Consider the following 24,277-nt stretch of genomic DNA (forward strand, 5'->3'; position numbering starts at 1 on the left):
TCCATTAATTTATTTTTTTCAGTTCTCAAAATTATAAAACGCTAAATAATAATCTTCCTATATTATTTAATGTCAAAATTTTAACACAAGTATATTTAAAATTTTAACATTAAAATAGTAATTCCATTAAAAAATAAAAAGAATAACCCTTTTTATTGGTCATTCCTTTAAAATATTTCATTATTTTGTTTTATAATCAATTTTTAACCACTTTAATATAACCAACTTTTGATAATTGTGCGGTAATACAATATGCCGCAATGACACCCAACACAATTGGAATATATACCAATGGTGGCGCGGTCATTGGAAAGACATTGTTAAAGACATATGGAATTAAGAATCCTAACACCACAACAAGTGTTGTTGATACATTAACTGGTCAAGTTGGTCTTGATTGAATAAATGGAATTTGTTTTGTTCTAAACATTAACATTACTACTGATTGTGTAATTAATCCTTCAATAAATCACCCCGATTGGAAAATAGCAATATGGTAAGCAGCATTAGCTGAATTTGGATCAGCAGCATATGCATTAAAGACACCAAAGCCATATCCTAAAATAACAAAGGTAATTATGTCAAAGAAACTACTAATCGGACCATTAACAAAGGTAAACGATAACATTCCCTTTGTTCGTCAACGTTGTGGCTGTAGTAAGAAATCTTCATCAACACGATCAAACACAATTGCGAATTGTGAAAAATCATAAATTAAATTTTGGAATAACATTTGTACTGGCAGCATTGGCGTGAATGGTATTCACCAGGCCACAACAATTAATGTAAAAACATTTCCAAATTGTGACGCCATTGTTATTTTAATATATTTTAAAATATTTCCAAATGTTAAACGCCCTTGTTCAATTCCATGTTCAATTACATCTAATGATTTTTCTAATAAAATAATATCTGATGCTTCTTTAGCAACATCAGTTGCATTGTTAACTGAAATTGCAATATCACTTTGTCGTAAAACAGGAACATCATTAATTCCGTCACCCATAAAACCAACAATATGATTATTTGCTTTTAATAAAGCAATAATTCTTGATTTTTCAATTGGATTTAGTTTAACAAATACATTATTAATTTCAACGGCACGTTTTAATTCATAATCAGTTAATTTGTCTAACTCTTCACCAGAAATAATCCCTTTAATTTGCATCCCAACCCGTTCACAAATTGAACGAGTTACAGCAGCATTATCCCCTGTTAAAATTTTTAAATCAACTCCACGAGCTGCTAATACTTTTACCATTTTTGCTGCTGATGGTTTTGGAACATCTAAAAATGTTACATATCCATAAAAAATTAAATCTTCTTCATCACTAACACTATATGCTTTTTTATTATCGCTGACAACTTTATAACCAATTCCTAAAACACGATATCCTTGATTATTTAAACGTGTTACAGTACTAGTAATTTGTTTTTTCATTTCATCATCTAAATCAACAATTTTATTTTGATAATAAATTTTATTTGATACATTAATGATTTCTTCAATTGCACCTTTTGAAATTAATTTTGTTTCTTCTTCGTTTTTAACAATTATTGTTAAACGACGACGTTCAAAATCAAAAGGAATTTCATCAATTTTTTGATATTTATCAGGAGTAAAATGATGTAAACTATCTTTAACATGATCTATAATTGCAGTATCTAGTGGATTTTTAATTCCCGTTTGAAAATAGCTATTTAAGTATAAAAGTTTCAATAAATCTGTTTCTTTTTTATTATCTAAACTTGCATAATTAATTAACTCAATTTTATCATTTGTTAACGTTCCTGTTTTATCAGTACACAAAACATCAATTGCTCCTAAATTTTGAATTGCCCCTAAATTTTTAAAAACAAGTTTGCTGCGGCTCATTTTACGAGCCCCACGTGCTAAATTACTTGTTACAATCATTGGCAACATTTCTGGAACAATCCCAACTGCTGCCGCTGCTGTTCATGTAAGTCCTCCTAGTCAATCATTTTTAGTTCCTGAATAAATTAGGTAAATAATTGGTGCCATAATTAGCACAAACATAATTAACAAAAATGTTACACGTTGTACTCCTGTTTGAAAATTTGTTAATGGACGTTTTTCTTGTAATGCACTTGAAATTGATGAAAAGTATGTTTTGGCTCCAGTTTGAACAACCATTGCAATTGCACTTCCTGAAACAACACTTGTCCCCATTAAACAAATATTTTCTAATTCTAATAAATTAGTATTATCTGTTATTGCATGCTTTTCAATTGGCATTGATTCTCCTGTAAATGAAGCATGGTTAATAAATAAATCACGACTAACTAAAATTCGAACATCGGCAGGAACCATATCCCCGCTTGATAAGTAAACCAAATCACCAGGCACTAGATCACGAACATCAATATCTTCTCCTTTTTTAATTAATTCAAACATATTATTATGATTAATGTTGCCATATCCTTCAATATCACGAATTACCATTGCCCTATTACTAACAATACTAATTAATTTTTTTGTGACAAAGTGGGCTTTAATTGTTTGAATATAAACAACAGTCCCACTTGCAAAAATCATTATTGCAACAATAATTGCTGGTAAAACATCCGTAATTCCCCGTTCTGCAACAGGAGTAGAGAAAAATTCACAAAAGTTTCAAACACTAATTACCATTAAAACTAAGTTAAATGGTCCAAAAAATGATTTAAAGAAATTTAAAACTCAATTAAATTTTGTAGCATCTACTTTATTATATCCATATTCTTTTTGTAAATTTTCTACATCAGTAGTTTTTACACCAAACTGATTATCTTTAAATTCAGTTAATAATTCAGTTTGGTTAAGTTTTGAACATGATTTTAATTTTTTATCATTAAAATTTAGCTTTTTTAATAAAGCTTCTTTTGTTTTATCTCTCCCAAACATATTCTGCTTCCTTTCCTACTTTGTTTCTTGACACAACAAAATAATAAGATAAATTAGCGCAAGCAAAAATATTAATAATTATGCATAATTACGGTGATTATCTCTTTGATGGTCAGAAACAATATTAAATAATGTATTACTCTTATTAAAATTAATACCCTTTGTTAACTGGTCCCTACTGGTTCCGGACTGTTCCTGTTGTCCAAGCATAGAAATATCACCACTCTTTCTTTCGTTAAAAATAATACACATATATTCTAACATAAAAAAATAAATTATATACTTTCTTTAATTTTGTCGAAAACTCTTGATGAAATAAAAAAAATCATCAATATGACAATTTGAAAACTAATTTTGTGTAAGATTATGATTTTGCTTTAAATTTTTTAAACGTTAAAATATAATACCGTTGATTGTTGGTTTGGTGTTAAACCTTTGTGTTGGTATTTTCATTTTCAGAGCTTTAAATAATTTTGAATATTAGTGAAACCCAAACCATGATAATGAATTAAGGCTTCTTTAAGACTGGATTGTAATTTACTAATCTTATTTAACTTTTGATAACTAGTATCAGGGTTTGTACTAGTTTTGGTGGAATATAGAGTAGAATTTGTTTGTTTTGCTACTAATAAATATAGTGGTTGCATATCAGAAATAATTATTGATTTTTCTTTAATTAGTTGCTTATTCATATTTTCAATAATCCATTGTTTTTGTAATCTTTTGGTATTGGTGGATTGAACAAAAATATTATTATTGCTATCAACTGCCATTTGAATACAGCATTTGGTATCAGTTGAAAATGGATCGAGATGAGTTTTTCGTTTATCAAATTTATCTTTAAAATTGCCTTTATGAATTTCTTTAATAAATGTTTCATCCATTTGGATTTGACCATTTAATTTTTTAAATTTTAACTGTGTATTTTCTAATTGTTTTGATTGCATTAATTTTTGTCGATTATATCAAGCGGTTTTTGGGGTTGTTTTAATAAAACGAGAAATTATTTTACTAGATTGTCCTAACAATGAAATTTGAATTAATAAATTTCACTGTTCATAATTTAAATGACTTCAATAAGTAAAATGATGACGAAATGCATCAAAACTAGCACGACATTTTTTACATAAATATTTTTGTTTTCCTTCGGAATTATGACCATTTTTAACACAATGAAAAGATTTGCAATTAGGACATATAATGCCTTTATCTCTAAATTTTTGATCAATTTCATTTAAACGTTTTTGTTTTTTAATTAAGTCTGCTTGTTGTTTTATTTTTTCATAAAATTCTAAAAATTGATCATCTGTTAAGCTATTTATTAATTCTGTAATTATTTTTTTCATCATTTATTTACCTCTATATATTAAAAATATACCTAATTTTAGGTATATTTTATAAATATCAAGAGTTTTCGACAAAATTAAAGTATACTTTTTATATAAAAAATATTTTTATTTTGTAAGAAAAATAAATAAAAAGTTTGATAAAAAATACTGTCTAAAAATAAAAAATAATGCAAAAGTAGTCTTTTACATTATGTTACTTAATCTAATCAGATAGTGTATTAACAAAATTAATGATTCCTTCTGAATCATTGTTAATATATAATTCAGATGGTAAAACAACAACTTTACTATTTTTTAGCATAGCTGTTATTTTTGTTGTTAAATATTCAACTTGCGGGGCTAATAAAATAATATCATAATCATCATATTCTAATTCTTCTGGTGTTATTGCAAAAAATTGCATATCATAGTTATTTTTTGCAATAACATCATTAATCTTATCTAAAATTCGATTAGTACTAATCCCCGCTGAACAAATTAAACTAATCTTTTTCATATAAAGCCTCCATTTTTTATTATTTATAATTATATTAAATTATACTGGTTATAAATTAAAAATGCAATAATTCAAAAAATGACTTTAGTATTATTACTAAAGTCATTGATATTTATTGTTTATCCCTTGTTTCACTTAAAAGAAATCTATAGAAACTTTGGAAAAAATTATTAACCTAAAATGTTTCAGTTAATATCTGGAATAAAAATCATATGTAAATCTTCATTAGTTGTTTCAAATAAAATTGTTTTATCATTAATTGCTTTTACCGTAAAAGCAATCCCTCCAATATTAATTCACATATCAAGCGCTGATACTAGATCATCAACACCCTTCGCTAATTTTCATTCCCCATTTGGTTCATCTTGATATTCAATCTGCAATTTACCACTAGTTAATTTAACTTCACTATCAGCAATTGCTGCATCACTATGACCATTGATTTTCAACATTGTTGGAATCAATTGTTGAATTTGTGTGTTAAGTGAAATTGGAAAATCAAAATCTCACTTAACAATATGCGCTGTTAATTTTAAATCAGAATTTAAATCATAATCAAATAATTGATTAACAAAAGATTTAAATTGTTGAACTGGAAGAATATCAATAATCCCTTCTGTTCCTGATGTTACTTGGTATCAACGTGGTGGAACTTGTTCATATTTAATATTAATAGTTGTTGTAACAAAAAGTACTTTAACAGCAACCACAATTGAAATTGGGGTTCTAACCGCTGATCATTCATTACTTTTGTTTTTTCAACCATCAAATAAATTATGTAAAATATGCTCTAAATTAGTATTAAATTTAATTTTGCCACCCTTATTACTATTAATATCTTTATTAACATCTAAAAAACCATCATCGTTAATATTTCGTGGTGCATCAAATAAATACTGAATTAATAGTAATAATAAGTTTTGTGATTTTTGTTGTTGGCGTTGTTCAATTATAAAATTACGAAAATGAATAATATCTGGTGCCAAACTATTTAAAATATCAAGATATTTTGCTTTAATTGTGATTGTTGCTGTCGTTCCAATAATAACATCCTGGTTAATTGTTTTATCAATTGCCCCATCTTTAAGAAAATCACCAACAAATGGTAAATTAGTTAATGAATTAATAAAATTTTGTCATTTTTTTCAATTTGAATCACTATCATCAAATTTTGTTGGAATAACGGTTGGTAAATTATTAAATAACCCAACCTGCGCAACTATATCTAAAATATTTTCAATTGGCAAATTACTTCCTGCAATTGGCAAATTCATTTTTGAAAAAATAATTGTTAAACTTTGATTTAATTTTTGAATTGTTTCATTTGTTAATTTTAAATCATTAGTAGTAACCGCAACAGCAAAATTATTATCTTTTGTTTTTGGATTAACTAATTCTTCTCCTTTAAAACTAGCATTTACTTCTAATTGCCCACAATGCATTACTGATTTATCAACAATCTCAATTTTACTAAAACTAGTTTGTGATAATGTTAAATCATCACCAAACTCAGTAAAATTATTTTTTAAAACATCAAAAGCATTATCCGCATTAACGGTCTGAAAATCATTACTATCAACAATCATTGGTGTTAATTCAAAAAAACGATTTAATTTATTAATAATTTTATTTTTTGCCGCTTGAATAGGATCTGTCGCTGGCGTTGGAACATCTTGCCCATGCTCATCTGGATCATCTGGTGGCTTTACCGTAGAAGGTTGGTTTTGACAGGCTGTAACACTAAAAGCTGATGAACTAGTTAAAACAAGCGTACCTAAAATAGTTAAAAGTTTTTTCATTTTTTATCTCCTTTACACTCTCTACATTAATAAAAACTTTTATTTAATCAAAAATAACTACCTAAGGGAGCATTCTAATTTAATAACTCCCGTTGATAACCATTAACAACAATTTTTAACTCCTTATCACTACGTTTATTAACTAACATATGCATTTGTAATCATTTAATAATATTATCTAAGTCAATTAACAAAACAAAATTAAGGTTTTGTTTAATATTATGTTTTTTAAAAATTAATAAAATCTTACGAATCATAATTGAACTATCAACTGAAAAAGCAATTAAAAATAGAACAAAAACACTTTGTGAAAATAACACAACAGATAAATTATTTTCAAATAAAACACTATGATTTGCTTTCATTGCATTAATGTAAGTTAAAATCTTATTAATTAAAATCATTTTTAAATATTTTGTTCACAGTTGTCTAAAAAAATATAATGTTACAATAACTGAAACAATTCCTAAAAAGCCAAAAATAACAGCACTATCTGGTGTTTTAACTTTGACCTTATCAACGGCATACACTACAATTAAGATGAGTTCAAACACAATCGAAATAGCACATATTATTGAATCAGTATAATAGTTTGGGAAATGGTGCTTACCGATTAAAACTCATCAGCTAATAAGGAAAGCCATTAAGTGTAGTAAATTATGAATAATTAGTAATCGCGACATATTTAATAAAAAATAAAAACTAATTTGAATTACAACTAAAAAAACAATTGCCAAGGTTTTTTTCACTTTTATTTTTAAAACAGAAAGATTAGTAATATATGAAGCAAGATAAAGAACCGCAAAAAAACTAAGATTTTAGCAGGAATTATGTAAAATGAAGTGCAACAAATCTTATTAGTCAAATAATACAATAAAAATCATAAAAAATCAATTATAAATTTTTAAAAATCAAAATATTTATAGTTTTTATTTTATTTTAAGGAAAATTAAGCACACTAAAAAATAATTTATTAAATTACTTCAAATAAACCTATTTAAAATTATCTGAAAATACCTCTTTTGCTGTTTTTCAATTAAGAACAGGCCTTAATTTATCATTTATAACATTAACTACTCAATTTATTTTTTGTTGACTAACATTATTAAAATCAGTTCCCTTAGGAAATCATTGTCTAAGTTCAGAATTCATATATTCAATTAATGGTTTTTTTTGTGGTTTACCAGGGTCACAAAAATAAACTTGTGTTTCAGCAAATATTTCTAATTATCTTCATTTACTAAATTCTTTTCCTCTATCAGTTATTATTCCTTTAATTTTCCCAAATAAATTATTACTTATAACAATATCTTTAAACTTTTCCACAACTTCATTAGCAGTATGATTTTTTAATTTCATAACAAAATAACTTTTACTATTTTGTTCAACTAAAACCAAATTACTAGATTGATGCTCTTTTCCAACTATGGTATCCATTTCAAATCAACCAACATCAGTCTCTTTATTCTCAATATCTCATATTGATTTAAAATTAATTAATTTACCACGATTATCAAATTTTCCTTTTGTTTTATATTTTTTACCACAATGACGTAAATTATGTTTTAAAAAACCATAAAAACCCAAACGAATTCATTTATACAATGTTTTAACACAAACAGGAAATTTAATACCAAACTTTAGAAAATAACGATGAATAGGTTGTGATGGAGAATCACGATAAACATTAAATCTTATATTAATAAAATTTAATTGTTCTTCTGTAAACTTATATCTTTTATTATTCTTTTTTCTTTTCTCATAATACATTTTATCTGACTTATAAGCACTATATTCATCAATAGTTTTAAAACGCTTAATTTCTCGCAAAATAGTACTACGATTTCTGTTCAAACATTTAGCAATTTGTGAAATATTTATTTCACCATTCTTTTTTAAAAATAATTTTGATAATAATAATTTTTCCAATTTAACCTTATCAATAAAACTTAAATGACTATACATAACATTTATATACCTTTCATTAATTTATAAATTTAATATTAAAATTATTTAATACATTATTGATATATGATAAAATCAATTATAGCATTCAAGTAATTTTAATAAAGGAGAAGTAAAATATGAAAAAGTTACTAAGTATTTTAGGAGTAATCGGATTAACAGCAACAAGTACAACAACATTAATTAGTTGTGAAAAACCAAATAATAATGAAAACGGGGGGGTAATAAACCTACACCATAACCACAACAACTACCAGAAAATAGCAAATGAACTAATATTCCTAGAACACAGGCGCCTAATAAAGAATTTTTAACTGCTACTAATAAATGATATTTTTATATAAATAAATATGAAAATAATTATATAACGACAAAATTTTATTTTGATAATAATTTTATTAATAATCAAAACACTTGATGACAACACTTAAAAAATGATTCAGATTTTATTTGAAACTATAATTTAGTATATCGTTGAAATAAAAACAATGAACCACAAATACCAGAAATTAATAAAGACACAGGACTAATAATTGATTGAAAAGAATAAAAGGACTAACAAGTCCTTTTTTAAATTAATCGAACAAACTTCATAAAGATAATTAATAGGAATATATTTGTTATTGTATTATATAATGCTGGACTAAATTTTCATACCTCAAATGTTTGACTAAAAAAACTATATATTGTTTGAAATATTTTACCAACACCGCTTGCTAATTCGTTTACTTGTTTAACACCGGGAATATTATTTACAATTCAAATTGCAGCATTTTTTATATGACACGCTAAATTATATCAACTACAACTTTCATATTGGGCTTGTCATCATTGTCCATCAGGAAACAACCCGCCATTATTTATTTCTTGTCAGTTATAAATTCCAAAATTAAAATCATAATAACGGTACATATCATTTTCTTTTTGGGCTTGTAATTCAAAAACATTATAACCGATTTTTTGTTCTTCAATTTTTTTGTATTTTAAACCGTATTTATCTTTTAAAGCACCTTCAAAAATATAACCTTCATTTTGATTAATATTATAATTATTTGCAACTGAAAAATCATAATTAAATACATTACCATAATTAGTATTATAAAAACGATTTTTAAATGCTGAATACAATTTAATGTCTAATTGATTTTATTTATCAGAAAAATAAAAATAACGAGGATAAATTTTAAAACCATTATTTGCTAATAAACCATATTTTTTATTATATCCTTGTACATAAGTATCATTTTCTAAATCAAAAATGGTACGTAAATAATCTTTATAAAAATTTTGGGAAACCGTAAACATACTATTTAATAGTTTTTCAAATTGATTTTTATTAGTATTAGTTTCATCAATTAAAACATCTCTAAAATTAATCAATTTTAAACCAAAAAAATTAATTAAAACAGTATCATACTGTAAATTATCAATATAACCACTTTCAATAAAATTACTGCGATTTTGAAATACAGGTACCAAAGCATGGGTAAAAAAGGCTTTTAAAAATTTATTAATATCAATTTGACCTTTCATCTGTTCAAAAACCATTTTACCAATATTAGGAGAATTACCTTGATAATAATTATAAGTTTCAGCACTAAAATTAAAAGTATCTTCTTTTTCTTTTATGAAAGAAAATAAAAAACCTAAATCATCAGTATACCAATAACTATTTGCATTATTACCATCCCAATATTGTTTAAAATGTGTTAATTCTAAACTACCAGCAATAATATTTTTATTTTCATCAATTGTTAAAATCATCCGATAAATTGATTTTCTAGTTAAAATAACATCAGGTTTTCAATCTAATTTTTCCATATTATTAATAATTTCAAAATCAAAAATTATTCTTTCACTACCCAAATTTGGGTCATCATAGTTTGGATTACCACCTTGCTGAATTCGGATATTTTCTTGTACAATAACATCAATATATTTAAGCAAAAAAGAACGAACATTTTGATAATATTCAGTATATAATTTTAATTTGCCATCATTATCAACAACTGGTAATTCTGGTTCACCGTTTCCATCTCAACGATATACTAAATTATAGTTTCAAATAAAATCTGAATCATTTTTTAAGTGTTGTCATCAAGTGTTTTGATTTTTAATAAAATTATTATCAAAATAAAATTTTGTAAGCAAATATTGACCATTTCTTTTTTCTCCATAAAAATATCATTTATTAGTAGCAGTTAAAAATTCTTTATTAGGCGCCTGTGTTCTAGGAATTTGTATTCAAAACTCATTAATCATTTTAACTAATTGTAAATTATCAATACCTCTTTCTAATTTATTAATAACTTCCACAGTATTAAAATACTTAGCAAAAGAATAAGAAAAATTAGTTAATTCTTTTAAAAATTGTTTTTTATCAACATCATAGAATTTATCAATATTATATTGTTTAGCATAAGTATCTCAATTTTTATATAAATCCATAAACTCATCACTAGGCTTATCAAATGAAATTCCCGTTGAATAACTATCCTTTAAAAAGTCTAAATATCATTTATCATTATAAGTTAATGTTTGTGATGTTTTTAGAGTTGGATTAATAAAGTAATTTGTTTCAGACCAGTTTTCAAAAAAACTACTGCGTAAAAACATTGTATTAATAAAATCAGTTTCATTCATTCCCATTGTTTGTTAATTAACAGTATAATTCTGCTGATTTAAGGGTTTAAATGCTGTTAAAGTAATAAATGGAATAATTAAACCTAAAATACCTAAAATAGATATGGCAAATAAAGATAATGATTTTTTCATATTTATAATTCAACCCCCAACTATACAATGTTTTTGAAACAATAAACCCAACAATATATAAACTTGATATTGTTAACATTAATGGATGACTAAACAAAATTGCCATTTTACCAAACAAAGAAAGTAAAAAAGTATCTGAGTTATATAAATCCATAATGATATTTTTTGCTGATGTTAATTGATTTATAATCACCGTAATAAAACTAGTACCAAAAATAGCAATTGCAGCAACTAATAAAACTAATCTAATCATTAATCTGTTTCCTTTCACCGACCATTTTTATTAGCCTTATGTGCTTTTTTAACACCACGTACTGTTGAAGCATACAATTTTGATGTATTGTTTTTAACAGTTGAACCTAATTCATTATATTGTGTTCTTGTTCCGTGGATAGCATAAATTGATAACTTAACAACCATAAAAAAGATAATAAAATAAGCAATAGTTGTATTTGTCATTGGTAATTTAGTATTTCAAATTACATCAAAAATAAACAAAAATACATCAAAAATCAAACTAAAAATCTTATCTCAATTATTACTTTCTGATAATAAATTAATCATCTTTATCACTTCCTTTTTCTTTTTTAGGTTTTAAATTTTTTTTCAAAATATCAATATCAAACAATGCTAAACGCTCTTTAACACTTAATTTAGTAATTTCTGACCAATAATATTCTTTATAATTAACTATTTCATCATTTTTTAAATCACGAACAAACTTTAATCATTTACTATCATATTTCTGTGCAAATTCTAATGGAATAATTATTTTAAAAAACCGAATTCCTAACCCAACATCCGACTTATGTTTTGCTCGTTTACCTTCGGCTGTTCGTTATACTGATTTTGTTTTTCAAATTTCATAATCTGTAATATCTTGAAAAATACCAATTCGCATAATAAAGAAACGATTAAAAAAATTAAATCCTTTTTAGCAATAGGTTTTTTCAATGAAATTGGAATAATAATACCACTTGCTAATTGTCGAATATTATTTCAAATCATACCCTCACGCTGAGCAGTAAATAAAGCACGATTACCAAAATGTCTTGCTAATACAATTCACGGAATTTTACCACTACGAACTTTTTTCTCATCGTGGGGACTAGTTCCATCAATATATAAATAACTTTCATCAAATAAAATAACACTATCATCTGGGGGAACTGGTTTTGTTCTATCTGTAAAATCTAAATTTTTAAATGTTAAAACTTTAACTTTATCATCTTCTAACGGATAATTACTATAAATCTTATCTGTTAATAGTTTCATAGTTTGTGATAAATAATTTAAAAGTAAAGTTTTTCCCGTCCCTAACTTACCAATAATTACTGATAACGGATTATCTCAAACAAAATTAACTAAACGAAAAGCACTCAACTGATAAAATATGTTTTTTCAAACTCATCAGACAAAATAAACACATTGCAAAGCAAACAATAATCAAAATACTAAACCGGTATAATTTAATGAAATTATTCAAAGTAATAAATCAATTAAACTAAACAAAATCATTGAACCACCAATATAACAATAATTTTTTAAGAAAAATATAAATTTTTTCATTACTTAAAATACCCAACTATTTTAAAAACCATTCACAATAAAAACCACGTTAAAAATAAAATCACAATTCAAATACCAATCATAAGAGTTAAATATTCATTTTGATTTAAATTTCAAGTTGTAATAATTTCAACATTAGTTTTATCTATAAACAAAAATACATAAATAAAAAACTCTTTTAATTTTTCTCAATCATTTTGCATATTTAAAAACTCCACATTTTCTGAATAAGTTTAAAAAACATCCCCAAAAATAAAACGATAAATAATACAAATGATATGACATATAAAAATTCATGAGCATTTGAACCAATAATATAACTAACAAATTGAACTCAATAATCATATAAACCCATTAATTTAAGTCCTTCAAGTCATTAATTAATTTATCTACTTTTTCATCACTTCAATTTGTTAAATTATTGTTAGTTGTTTTTACTTTTTGAGGTTCACCAGGAAATATTGCTTTTTTCATTTGTGTAAAATAATTTTATTTGTATTGATTATACAAATTGATTAGTTCTGCTCCAGTTAAATATTTTCACACATGACGTTTTAAATTTTCATCATATTTTACAATAGGATAAGAATTATCATAAATCAAACCGATTGCTACTTGTTCTGAGTGTTTTTCACTCAGATAAATAAATTTATTACTCAACCAAAAACCAATATGACGATTATGATTAGGTAAATTTATAAAAATTGCTTTTTCTGTTTCAAAAACTATCAACTCTTTACGAATAAAATAATTTTCTATATTTTGATTTTTCTTAACAAAATTACTCAATTTTATCAACTCCTAACTAAATATTTATTTAATAAACAATGTTATATTTAATGTTTATATATTGTTTACTTATTGATAAAAACACTGATTATTAACAATGTTATACATAATGCTATATATTGTTTATTTAATGTTTAATAAACAATGTTATTAACAATGTTAAATATATAAAATAATAAAAATTGACACACTGAAAAATACTATTTAATTTTTAATAATAGTCTTTAATTTTGTCGAAAACTCTTGATGAAATAAAAAAAATCATCAATATGACAATTTGAAAACTAATTTTGTGTAAGATTATGATTTTGCTTTAAATTTTTTAAACGTTAAAATATAATACCGTTGATTGTTGGTTTGGTGTTAAACCTTTGTGTTGGTATTTTCATTTTCAGAGCTTTAAATAATTTTGAATATTAGTGAAACCCAAACCATGATAATGAATTAAGGCTTCTTTAAGACTGGATTGTAATTTACTAATCTTATTTAACTTTTGATAACTAGTATCAGGGTTTGTACTAGTTTTGGTGGAATATAGAGTAGAATTTGTTTGTTTTGCTACTAATAAATATAGTGGTTGCATATCAGAAATAATTATTGATTTTTCTTTAATTAGTTGCTTATTCATATTTTCAATAATCCATTGTTTTTGTAATCTTTTGGTATTGGTGGATTGAACAAAAATATTATTATTGCTATCAACTGCCATTTGAATACAGCATTTGGTATCAGTTGAAAATGGATCGAGATGAGTTTTTCGTTTATCAAATTTATCTTTAAAATTGCCTTTATGAATTTCTTTAATAAATGTTTCATCCATTTGGATTTGACCATTTAATTTTTTAAATTTTAACTGTGTATTTTCTAATTGTTTTGATTGCATTAATTTTTGTCGATTATATCAAGCGGTTTTTGGGGTTGTTTTAATAAAACGAGAAATTATTTTACTAGATTGTCCTAACAATGAAATTTGAATTAATAAATTTCACTGTTCATAATTTAAATGACTTCAATAAGTAAAATGATGACGAAATGCATCAAAACTAGCACGACATTTTTTACATAAATATTTTTGTTTTCCTTCGGAATTATGACCATTTTTAACACAATGAAAAGATTTGCAATTAGGACATATAATGCCTTTATCTCTAAATTTTTGATCAATTTCATTTAAACGTTTTTGTTTTTTAATTAAGTCTGCTTGTTGTTTTATTTTTTCATAAAATTCTAAAAATTGATCATCTGTTAAGCTATTTATTAATTCTGTAATTATTTTTTTCATCATTTATTTACCTCCATATATTAAAAATATACCTAATTTTAGGTATATTTTATAAATATCAAGAGTTTTCGACAAAATTAAAGAAAAATTTTTTTTAAAAAAATAAATGTTATAATTAAAATGCGGTTGATAATTTAAAAAATTATTAACATTAAAAGGATTCAGGAGGTATAAAAAATAAATGTTACCAGAAAAAATTGATATTTTTATTGACGAACATATTGATAAACCTTTATCAGAATATATTAAAGAAAATCCACGGTTTATTTTAGAGTTTGTTAATAATTTAAACTGAGAAGAAAAATTTGAATTAATTTCTGATTATGTTGCAACAAACGAAGAAATTGAAAAAGCAATTAACACATTAAATAAATATATATCTTTATTTATTGAAGATGAAATTAAGGAACGTGTCATCCAAAATATTTCAGAAGAAGAATATTTACGCCATAAAGCAATTGTCGAAATATATGAAAAAGCTAAAAATGAATTAGAATTGAGTAAAAAAGGGAATTCTAATTAATAAATAATACTAAATGTATTATTTTTTATTTATTAATTTAAGATAATTACAACCGATTGCTTTTAAATTTTCTTCCAAATAACTAAATTGTATAATTAAAAATGAGAAAAAATCTCATTATAATGCACAATTATTTAGTTTTTATTTTAAGCAAATAAAAACTAAATTTAATTAAATTAAGAAAAATAATTTAAAAATTAAAGAATAAAAGACATAATTTTAGATTTTTAAGTTAAAATAATACTAAGTGTATTTTACACAGATATAAATGGTCAAACATACCAGAAAGGTTCTAAACATGAAAAAAACTGAGAAAAGAAAATTAAAGTTATGACATAAAATTACAATCTGAGGAATATTAAATGCTTATGCTTTAGCAATGTTAATTGCTGTTTTAGCATTACCACAAACACCTTGACATTGTCGTTTATTTGCATTTATTAATATCTTTGTTGTATTGTTAATCCAAGTTGTTTATTATACTCGTCTTTATGTTAAAAATAAAAAGAAATCTATCAAAAGTAAAACCGTTGAATTAAAATAATTTTGCACCATAAAAAAACACACTTATAAAAGTGTGTTTTTTTAATTTTAAATACTCAACTATTCACAAGAAATTAAATGATATTTTCGTTTTCCACGACGAACAATTAAATATTTATTAAATAAAAATTTATCTTTTGTAACAGTCCGTGTTTCTTCATTAATAACAATGCCATTTACGGTGATTGCTCCTTGTGTTAAAAACTCCCGCCCTTCTCGTTTTGATGAAACGATTTCTGCTTGAACTAATAAATCAAGAATTGATAAATCAAAAGTTGATAATGAAAAAAACGGTAAGCTAGTTTGTAACTGATCCAACTGTTGTTCTGATAACTGGTGCAAATTACCATTAAATAATGCTTCACTCACAATTTGTGCTGTTTTCAAACCGTCTGCTTGATGCACAAATAATGTTACTGCTTCAGCTAATTTTTTTTGTGCAATTCGCTTTGCTGGTTCTTTTTGGTGTTCTTTTTCAATTGCAATAATTTCTGCTTCTGTTAACATTGTCAAATAACGTAATAATTTCCCGGTTTCTTGATCATCTTGATTAAAGAAAAATTGGTAAAATTCATATGGTGATGTTTTTTTTGGATCTAACCAAACGGCTCCTGATTCTGTTTTTCCAAATTTTGTCCCATCAGCTTTTGTTAATAAGTTCATTGTTAAACCACAAGCTAAATTATCTTCGCCAATTTGTTTATGAATATAGTATGTCCCTGAAGTAATATTTCCTCATTGGTCACTTCCTCCGGTTTGAACAGCACAATCATAATTAACATATAATTGATAAAAATCATATGCTTGTAATAAAGTATAAGCAAACTCAGTATACGATAAACCAACTTCAATTCTTGTAGCGATATTTTCTTTTGCCAACAAATAACTAATATTAAAATCTTTTCCAACAGTTCGTAAAAAATCAATTAAAGTCATTTTTTGTAATCAATCAGCATTATTAACCATTCGGACATTTTTTCCAATTAATTGTTGCATTTGTTTACTTATTGCTTGGACATTGTACATAATTGTCTCATCATTTAATAATACACGTTCTGCTTTCTTACCACTTGGGTCACCAATCATTCCAGTTCCGCCACCAATAATTGCAATTGGTTGAAAACCAAACATTTCAAACCGTTTTAATAACATGATTTGAATTAAATGCCCAACATGTAATGAATCACCTGTCGGATCAAAACCACAATAAACCCCTTTTTTTAAAGTTTGAGCTTTTAATAATTTTGTCTCATTAGTTACTTGTTTTAATAGACCTCGTCATTTTAATTCTTCTATAATATCTTTTACCATCTTTTATTTCCTCTACTATTTAAAAAACTCTAAATTGTTAGAGTTATTCTTTATCGACTTTTGCGATTTTTTTAAGTTGATTAGGTTTTTCCTCTTCAATAATTTTTTCTGAAATTGACGCTGATGTTTTTTTCAGATCTTCTGTTACTTTAATTCCCGCATCAATAGCAGAAACTGTTATTTTAGCTAAGTCTTTCGCAACAGCACGAACATTTGGTGATTTTGCGGCAGCTTTAATTAATTTTACTGTCCCAACATCAATTTTCTTTAATGCTTTATAAGCCACTTCTTTTGTTGAAGCAGAATCTAAAATTTCTACCGCACCCTTAACATCTTTGATTCGTAATTCAATATCAGCTGCTACTTCGTCTGATTCAATTCCTTGTGATTTTTCTCACACAATTTCAATTTTATTAACCATTTTTTTCAATTGTGGATTATATTTTTTAACTAAATTAATAAAATCTTGGCGTAATTCTGATCCTTTTTTAGGGGCAATAAGCATCCCCTCTACCATAATTGCTAATGTTTTAACAAATTTAAAAGCCATAATTATTCCTTCTCATCAGAATTAGCAAAATCTTTTAATTTATCAACAATTCGATAAGCAATATCTTTATTACGGGCAATAACTTTTACTTATGCTTTAACATTCCGTTTCGCAAAAGCTTCAAAAACATCAATATAATTTGAAACTTTAACAACTGTATCAACAGTCGAGTTTAACATTTCTGATTTATAAGTTAAGTCTTCAACAAAATAATCAAATTTCTTAGCAGCAATTGCAACTTTCCGTGCAGCAATAATTCCATAACAACAAAATACAATTGCTAAACATAATAAAACAATAATTAAAATTGTTTGTGAAATTAATAATTCGTCACTAGTTGCTAAGATATATATCATTTTTTCCACCCTTTTTTCTAATCAAATTAAATATTACTTTTACATTATAACTTATTTTATTTAATATCAAAATAAAAATCCTCTTTAATTTTGTCGAAAACTCTTGATATTTATAAAATATACCTAAAATTAGGTATATTTTTAATATATAGAGGTAAATAAATGATGAAAAAAATAATTACAGAATTAATAAATAGCTTAACAGATGATCAATTTTTAGAATTTTATGAAAAAATAAAACAACAAGCAGACTTAATTAAAAAACAAAAACGTTTAAATGAAATTGATCAAAAATTTAGAGATAAAGGCATTATATGTCCTAATTGCAAATCTTTTCATTGTGTTAAAAATGGTCATAATTCCGAAGGAAAACAAAAATATTTATGTAAAAAATGTCGTGCTAGTTTTGATGCATTTCGTCATCATTTTACTTATTGAAGTCATTTAAATTATGAACAGTGAAATTTATTAATTCAAATTTCATTGTTAGGACAATCTAGTAAAATAATTTCTCGTTTTATTAAAACAACCCCAAAAACCGCTTGATATAATCGACAAAAATTAATGCAATCAAAACAATTAGAAAATACACAGTTAAAATTTAAAAAATTAAATGGTCAAATCCAAATGGATGAAACATTTATTAAAGAAATTCATAAAGGCAATTTTAAAGATAAATTTGATAAACGAAAAACTCATCTCGATCCATTTTCAACTGATACCAAATGCTGTATTCAAATGGCAGTTGATAGCAATAATAATATTTTTGTTCAATCCACCAATACCAAAAGATTACAAAAACAATGGATTATTGAAAATATGAATAAGCAACTAATTAAAGAAAAATCAATAATTATTTCTGATATGCAACCACTATATTTATTAGTAGCAAAACAAACAAATTCTACTCTATATTCCACCAAAACTAGTACAAACCCTGATACTAGTTATCAAAAGTTAAATAAGATTAGTAAATTACAATCCAGTCTTAAAGAAGCCTTAATTCATTATCATGGTTTGGGTTTCACTAATATTCAAAATTATTTAAAGCTCTGAAAATGAAAATACCAACACAAAGGTTTAACACCAAACCAACAATCAACGGTATTATATTTTAACGTTTAAAAAATTTAAAGCAAAATCATAATCTTACACAAAATTAGTTTTCAAATTGTCATATTGATGATTTTTTTTATTTCATCAAGAGTTTTCGACAAAATTAAAGAAAATCCTTATTTATTCTCATCTTTATCAAAATTTTTACTTTCATTAATTTGGGTTTTAATTCGTTCTTTGCGTTTTTCCTCAGCTTCTCGCGCAGTTCGTTCTTCCATTTCTAACATCCGTGATAAATATGGATTGCGTTTAGTATAATAGTCATTAACATGTTTTGTTTCTGAATCGGAATCTTCTTTTCGCAAATCATACAAGTTTTTATGATACTGTGCAATTGGTTTTGAACGAAGCAAAAATTGATTGTTTACATTACTTTCTTGTAAATTAAGTAATGTTTTAAATCTAACTGCTCCCGCTTTAGTTGAGTTCTGTTGAATCAAACGACGGCGTTGATCTAATGGCATATCCTCGGAAAAATTATCATCAATTTGATTGGCTTTTGCAATCGCTTGGCGAATTTGTTCATTAATTAGTTTTTGTTCTTCTATTCCTTCAAACAATGCTGTTTGTTCATATTCATCAACTTGATGGCGTGGTTTTGGGTTACTAATTTTCTCTTTAATTTGTTCTAATTCTAACGTTAATTCATTTGTTCGCTCCCCAAAAATATTTTCCCCATTTTTACGTGGTTTAAATAAAAATGACACTGTTTGAGCTGCTTGTTCTGATAATTTATTGCGATTTTTTAAAGTTGATTTAATTTTGTTGCTATCTGTCAATGGATCATATTTTTTAAAATATTGTTCAACATTAGCCTTTTCAGCATCTGAAATTTTTTCTTCCACAACATGAATTTTTGCTAATTCAGCTTTTTTCTCAACAATTTTTTGTTCAATAATTTCATTAATTGAATTTGAAGCAGCATTTTCGAGTTCATCATGTAAATTATCTTCATAACTACTTATTGTGTGTTTAAATTCATTAGCTCCATCAAGTTTTTTCCCATACAACGGTGAAATAACTTCTCCTAATGGATTTAAAGGAGGCTTTTTCTCAACCCGATGCTCAACACTAGTTGTTTCTGGTATTTCTTCTTGTTGTTGCTGTGCTTTTTGTTCACGTTTTAGATGAGGATAAGCATCATCATGATTATAATAGGATTCGATTTTTTGGTTTTTATTTTCACTCATCATGAAAACCCCCTTTATTTAACTATATTATAAAACATTTCTTACTTTTTAACTAGTCGATTTGAAATAATGTTATGACGACCAACTTTGGCTTGATCAATACCATTTAATTGTACAGCATCACCAGTAAAACCAATATTAATTTTTGCTAAAGATTGACCAACCCCATAGATATCTACTGGCACCCCTTCCGTCTCAAATTCAATAATTTTTTGAACATTAAATCCTGAAGAAACAATAATTTTAACATAATCATAACCTTGCTGATTTAACGCTTGTCGCAGGGCCCAAACTAAATGTTTATTGACCCCCCTAATTTCATCAACGGAGTATTGTTTTTCTTTTCCAAGAAAATATTTATCAACCAAAGCTTGCGATGTATCAACACGAACCGCATATAAATTTGGAAATTCACTAGCAACTTTTAAAGTATCGGTAATAACATCATTATTATAATCAACTAAGGCTACTAATTTATCGGTTGGATAAAAACGTTGGTAAGCATGTAATGCAGCAATTAAGTCACCATTAAATGCTTGAATTAAAGCATGCGGCACCGTTCCCATTGGTTCATAATTACCAGCTAGTTTTGCTACTTGAGCTGTTGTTACAAAATTGGTAATGCCCCCAACCTTAGCAGCATAACCATCATTTTCTTGGTTATAATAATAATCACTACGATCATTCATATAGATAATTGGCTTGTTATTTACTACTTGTAAAATTCGATGGCAATTAGTGGCAATACTAGTTTGTCGCGCTAAAATACCATCAATAATTCCTTCTAAATGACCAAATTGATAATAATGTCCAACAACTTTTAACACAGGTTCATTTGGTTGAATTACGTCACCATCAGTCAAAGCAGTAATTTCAAGTGTTTCTGGATTAAAAGCTTCTGTTTTTAATAATTCTATACATTCATTAACCCCTGCTAAAATAACATTTTCTTCACGCTGAAAAAATTGCATTTTTACGATATCACTTGGTTTCTCATTTTTTAAAATATTAGCTGTTTTTAAAAAATAAACGGCACTATAATATCCTGCTTTAATTTTGCTCATTATAATATTCCTTTCAAAAACTACTTCCAAGATGATATTGTTTTGGTGATAATAACACAATTTTTTTCCCAACACTAGAAACTGGTAATCCTAATTCTTGTTCCGAACATAACATTCCGTTTGACATAATACCACGTAATTCACTAGGAATAATTTGTAATGTTGATGGCATAATTGCTCCAACGCGAGCGAAAACAACTAATTGACCAACATCACAATTATCTGCGCCGCAAATAATTTGAAGGACTTCCGAACCAATCGTAACTTGACAAATATTTAGTTTATCAGAATTAGGGTGTTGCTTACGTTCCAAAATCTGACCAACAATAAATTGTGGTCTATTATTAATATTATGAAATAGACCCCCTTGTTTTTTAAAGTTTGTTGCTAACTCTGTTAATAATAATTTATTATCACTATTAATACCTGGTTTTAATTTTGTTGTTAAATGTTGACTAGCATTTAATAAATTAAAACCATAACATTGTTTGCTTTCATCATGAAAGAAAACCCATTCTTTCTTAATTATATGTTCTCCTTGCGTAACAGTTGGTTCATATCCAACTAAAACATCAAAGACTGGATGATAAAATAAACCAATTGATTTTGTTTTCATTTTTACCTCTTCTCACTTCAATTAAAATTTTTAATCTTTATTTCATCTAAATCCTCAATAATAGTTGTGACCAACTTAATTGTTTCATTAAAATCATCTAAATCAATAATACCACTAATTGTATGTAAATTACGAGCAATTAGACAAGCCTGAATTGTTGGAATTCCATAATCTGCTAAATGAACACGTCCAGCGTCAGTACCACCTGGTGAAATATAAAATTGGTATTTTATTTGATGCTGTTGCATTAGATCAAGTTGATATTTAATCAAATCATAGCGAGTAACATAACCATTGTCCATTCCTCGTAACATTACACCTTGTCCTAATTGCCCAAAGGTACTTGTTGATTCATAGTCTTGCCCTGGCGAAACATCTGTCACAATTGCAAAATCAGGTTTAATTAAAGATGTTGCAGTTGCTGCCCCACGAGTTCCAACTTCTTCTTGGGCACTAAAACCAACATATAAATCAAAGTCTAATGCTTTATCTTTAATTTGTTCTAATACTTCTAACCCCAAAATAAGACCCATTCGGTTATCAATTGCTTTCGATAATAACCGTTTGTCATTTAAAAAAGCAGTTGGTCCTTCACAAATAACAAAATTACCTTCCCGAACGCCAGCCGCATATGCTTCTGCTTTTGAAGTAAACCCAAAATCAACTAGCATATTAGCAATTGGTGTTGGTTTTGAACGTGCTTCTGGTGATAACAAATGCGGAGCAATTGCTGAAATAGCGCCTATTATAAAAGTTCCATCATCTTTTAATAATCTTAACCGTTTTGCTAATAATGTTTGTTCTCAAATTCCTCCTAATGGGTTAATTCTAATTAACCCTTTTTCATTAATTTGGCTAACCATAAAACCAATTTCATCACCATGGGCCATTAACATTACCTTTTTAGCATTTTTAATTCCTGTTTGATTACGAATAACTGCAAAACAACTTCCTAAATTATCTTGAATTATTTCTGATGTATACTTTTGATAATATTGCTTCATTAATATCACAACTTGTTCTTCGCATCCCGATGGACCAAATGCTTGCAAAATGTTTTCATACATTATTTTCTTTTCATTAGTAATTTTCATTTTTATCTCCCTTTCGTTCTTGAAATTATTATATCAAAGTTTATAATTATTATATTGTTAAGAGTTTAACAATATAATAACTAAAATTCAATGATAGCTAAATTTATAGAAAATAATGGAGGGCAATTATGCGTAAAGTTGCATTAATAATAGACTCATCGTCAGGAATTAATAAGGACGAATTAAAAAAATATGAAGACACCTATTTATTACCGTTATTATTAAATTTCCCAGATGGGAGTGAGGTTGAAGATGATGAAGATATTATTTCATTTAATGAATTTTATGATATCTTAGAACATCAAGTAATTAAAACAAGCCAAATCCCAATGGGAAAAATGTTAAATACTTGAAATGAACTATTAAAAAAATACGATAATATTGTTTTTGTAGGACTATCGAAAGGTTTATCAGGGCAACACGAAAATATTTCAATGTTAGCCCAAGGTGAAGAATATAAAGAAAAGGTCTTTATTATTGATACTGATGGTGTTAGTGAATTATTAGTTTATATGATTGATCTAATTTACAGTTGAATTAAAGAAGGCGTAGAATTAACAGAATTTCAGACAAGAATTGATGTAATTAAAACAAAATTTAGTGCATTTATTATCCCAAAAAGTTTAGAAACTTTAAAACGTGGCGGGCGAATTACTGCTGCCGCAGCAGCATTAGCATCATTGTTAAAGATAACACCAATTTTAAGATATGCTGGTCGAATTGATAAGTTTGACAAAACAAGGACATTCAAAAAAGCTGTTTCAACAGCTTTTCATCAAATTAAAAAAGAACGTCAAAATTGAAAAAATATTATTCTACTACATTCCAAAACAGATAAAGAAACTTTAGATAAAGTTTATCAAATAATTACAGATGTGGGTGCTATAATTACTTCAACATACATTTTAGCAAACGTCATCGCTGCTCACACTGGCCCTAATACCGTGGTCTTGGTATGTTGAGATAAATAAAGGAGAATTAACTT

Annotated in this window: 21 protein-coding genes and 5 pseudogenes; 5 read left to right on the forward strand and 21 right to left on the reverse strand. The window is 26.0% G+C overall.

Features of this window, described 5'->3' with window-relative positions:
• Positions 1-190: 190 nt before the first annotated feature.
• The 7 genes and pseudogenes from mgtA to ACOBME_RS04585 all read right to left on the reverse strand — a co-directional run bounded on the left by mgtA (position 191) and on the right by ACOBME_RS04585 (position 8,514).
• Positions 191-2,905, reverse strand: a complete 2,715-nt coding sequence (gene mgtA / locus ACOBME_RS04555; RefSeq protein WP_419334443.1) for a magnesium-translocating P-type ATPase — start codon at positions 2,903-2,905, stop codon at positions 191-193.
• A gap of 78 nt (positions 2,906-2,983) precedes the next feature.
• Positions 2,984-3,115 (reverse strand): hypothetical protein, encoded by a 132-nt coding sequence (locus tag ACOBME_RS04560; RefSeq protein ID WP_338964322.1) that lies wholly within the window; start codon positions 3,113-3,115, stop codon positions 2,984-2,986.
• Positions 3,116-3,291: 176 nt separating this feature from the next.
• Complete coding sequence (locus ACOBME_RS04565; protein WP_338963247.1) at positions 3,292-4,254, reverse strand: IS1/IS1595 family N-terminal zinc-binding domain-containing protein; 963 nt, start codon at positions 4,252-4,254, stop codon at positions 3,292-3,294.
• Between the two features lie 202 nt (positions 4,255-4,456).
• Positions 4,457-4,750: a PTS sugar transporter subunit IIB gene (locus ACOBME_RS04570; protein WP_338964325.1), complete on the reverse strand. Its 294-nt coding sequence runs from the start codon at positions 4,748-4,750 to the stop codon at positions 4,457-4,459.
• Positions 4,751-4,920: 170 nt separating this feature from the next.
• Positions 4,921-6,549, reverse strand: coding sequence for a lipoprotein (locus ACOBME_RS04575; protein WP_338964328.1), 1,629 nt, complete (start codon positions 6,547-6,549; stop codon positions 4,921-4,923).
• 74 nt (positions 6,550-6,623) lie between these two features.
• Complete coding sequence (locus ACOBME_RS04580; protein WP_419334446.1) at positions 6,624-7,298, reverse strand: hypothetical protein; 675 nt, start codon at positions 7,296-7,298, stop codon at positions 6,624-6,626.
• Between the two features lie 244 nt (positions 7,299-7,542).
• Positions 7,543-8,514 (reverse strand): annotated as a pseudogene (locus ACOBME_RS04585) (IS30 family transposase).
• Positions 8,515-8,633: 119 nt separating this feature from the next.
• Here ACOBME_RS04585 and ACOBME_RS04590 point away from each other — a divergent pair.
• The gene (locus ACOBME_RS04590) at positions 8,634-8,828 is read left to right on the forward strand and encodes a lipoprotein (protein WP_338964334.1); all 195 of its coding nucleotides are present in this window, start codon (positions 8,634-8,636) and stop codon (positions 8,826-8,828) included.
• Between the two features lie 256 nt (positions 8,829-9,084).
• Here the strand turns inward: ACOBME_RS04590 and ACOBME_RS04595 are convergent.
• The 7 genes and pseudogenes from ACOBME_RS04595 to ACOBME_RS04625 all read right to left on the reverse strand — a co-directional run bounded on the left by ACOBME_RS04595 (position 9,085) and on the right by ACOBME_RS04625 (position 14,932).
• Positions 9,085-11,289, reverse strand: a pseudogene (locus ACOBME_RS04595) (spiroplasma phage ORF1-like family protein).
• Positions 11,204-11,542: a hypothetical protein gene (locus ACOBME_RS04600; RefSeq protein WP_338964619.1), complete on the reverse strand. Its 339-nt coding sequence runs from the start codon at positions 11,540-11,542 to the stop codon at positions 11,204-11,206. Before ACOBME_RS04600 ends, ACOBME_RS04595 begins: the two are co-directional and overlap by 86 nt.
• Positions 11,543-11,592: 50 nt before the next feature.
• Positions 11,593-11,853: pseudogene (locus ACOBME_RS04605) on the reverse strand (hypothetical protein); the annotation flags it as partial.
• Positions 11,846-12,858: pseudogene (locus ACOBME_RS04610) on the reverse strand (hypothetical protein). The pseudogenes ACOBME_RS04610 and ACOBME_RS04605, both read right to left, overlap by 8 nt.
• Entirely contained in the window at positions 12,858-13,061 is a 204-nt protein-coding gene (locus ACOBME_RS04615; protein WP_338964616.1) for a DUF2649 family protein, read from the reverse strand. Before ACOBME_RS04615 ends, ACOBME_RS04610 begins: the two are co-directional and overlap by 1 nt.
• Positions 13,062-13,212: 151 nt before the next feature.
• Positions 13,213-13,647, reverse strand: a pseudogene (locus tag ACOBME_RS04620) (DUF3627 domain-containing protein).
• A gap of 322 nt (positions 13,648-13,969) precedes the next feature.
• Positions 13,970-14,932, reverse strand: coding sequence for an IS1/IS1595 family N-terminal zinc-binding domain-containing protein (locus tag ACOBME_RS04625; RefSeq protein ID WP_338963247.1), 963 nt, complete (start codon positions 14,930-14,932; stop codon positions 13,970-13,972).
• Positions 14,933-15,110: 178 nt separating this feature from the next.
• Between ACOBME_RS04625 and ACOBME_RS04630 the strand changes: the two genes are divergently transcribed.
• Complete coding sequence (locus ACOBME_RS04630; RefSeq protein ID WP_338964337.1) at positions 15,111-15,452, forward strand: hypothetical protein; 342 nt, start codon at positions 15,111-15,113, stop codon at positions 15,450-15,452.
• A gap of 298 nt (positions 15,453-15,750) precedes the next feature.
• Positions 15,751-15,996: a hypothetical protein gene (locus ACOBME_RS04635; protein ID WP_040092631.1), complete on the forward strand. Its 246-nt coding sequence runs from the start codon at positions 15,751-15,753 to the stop codon at positions 15,994-15,996.
• A 59-nt stretch (positions 15,997-16,055) separates the two neighbouring features.
• Here the strand turns inward: ACOBME_RS04635 and tyrS are convergent, their stop codons facing one another.
• From tyrS to ACOBME_RS04650, 3 genes are all read right to left on the reverse strand, one after another.
• Complete coding sequence (gene tyrS, locus ACOBME_RS04640; protein ID WP_338964340.1) at positions 16,056-17,306, reverse strand: tyrosine--tRNA ligase; 1,251 nt, start codon at positions 17,304-17,306, stop codon at positions 16,056-16,058.
• A gap of 43 nt (positions 17,307-17,349) precedes the next feature.
• A complete protein-coding gene (locus ACOBME_RS04645; protein WP_338964342.1) occupies positions 17,350-17,856 on the reverse strand; it encodes a hypothetical protein in 507 nt (168 codons plus the stop codon).
• 89 nt (positions 17,857-17,945) lie between these two features.
• Positions 17,946-18,212: a hypothetical protein gene (locus ACOBME_RS04650; RefSeq protein ID WP_338964345.1), complete on the reverse strand. Its 267-nt coding sequence runs from the start codon at positions 18,210-18,212 to the stop codon at positions 17,946-17,948.
• A 162-nt stretch (positions 18,213-18,374) separates the two neighbouring features.
• Here ACOBME_RS04650 and ACOBME_RS04655 point away from each other — a divergent pair, with 162 nt between their 5' ends.
• Positions 18,375-19,337, forward strand: coding sequence for an IS1/IS1595 family N-terminal zinc-binding domain-containing protein (locus ACOBME_RS04655; RefSeq protein WP_338963247.1), 963 nt, complete (start codon positions 18,375-18,377; stop codon positions 19,335-19,337).
• Positions 19,338-19,444: 107 nt separating this feature from the next.
• On the opposite strand, the gene ACOBME_RS04660 is transcribed toward ACOBME_RS04655, so the two are convergent.
• From ACOBME_RS04660 to ACOBME_RS04675, 4 genes are read right to left on the reverse strand one after another with little or no spacing between them, the layout of a single operon-like run.
• Complete coding sequence (locus ACOBME_RS04660) at positions 19,445-20,518, reverse strand: hypothetical protein (protein ID WP_338964348.1); 1,074 nt, start codon at positions 20,516-20,518, stop codon at positions 19,445-19,447.
• A 41-nt stretch (positions 20,519-20,559) separates the two neighbouring features.
• Positions 20,560-21,582, reverse strand: coding sequence for a nicotinate phosphoribosyltransferase (locus ACOBME_RS04665; RefSeq protein WP_338964351.1), 1,023 nt, complete (start codon positions 21,580-21,582; stop codon positions 20,560-20,562).
• Entirely contained in the window at positions 21,569-22,198 is a 630-nt protein-coding gene (gene ytpR / locus ACOBME_RS04670; protein ID WP_338964354.1) for a YtpR family tRNA-binding protein, read from the reverse strand. The genes ACOBME_RS04665 and ytpR overlap by 14 nt, the downstream gene beginning before the upstream one ends.
• Before the next feature lie 2 nt (positions 22,199-22,200).
• Positions 22,201-23,292, reverse strand: coding sequence for a M42 family metallopeptidase (locus tag ACOBME_RS04675; RefSeq protein WP_338964356.1), 1,092 nt, complete (start codon positions 23,290-23,292; stop codon positions 22,201-22,203).
• 128 nt (positions 23,293-23,420) lie between these two features.
• On the opposite strand from ACOBME_RS04675, the gene ACOBME_RS04680 reads away from it, so the two are divergent.
• Positions 23,421-24,263: a DegV family protein gene (locus ACOBME_RS04680; RefSeq protein ID WP_338964358.1), complete on the forward strand. Its 843-nt coding sequence runs from the start codon at positions 23,421-23,423 to the stop codon at positions 24,261-24,263.
• Positions 24,264-24,277 lie beyond the last annotated feature (14 nt).

It is taken from the genome of Spiroplasma endosymbiont of Sarcophaga variegata (assembly GCF_965178695.1).
GTDB lineage: Bacteria > Bacillota_I > Bacilli_A > Mycoplasmatales > Mycoplasmataceae > Spiroplasma > Spiroplasma poulsonii.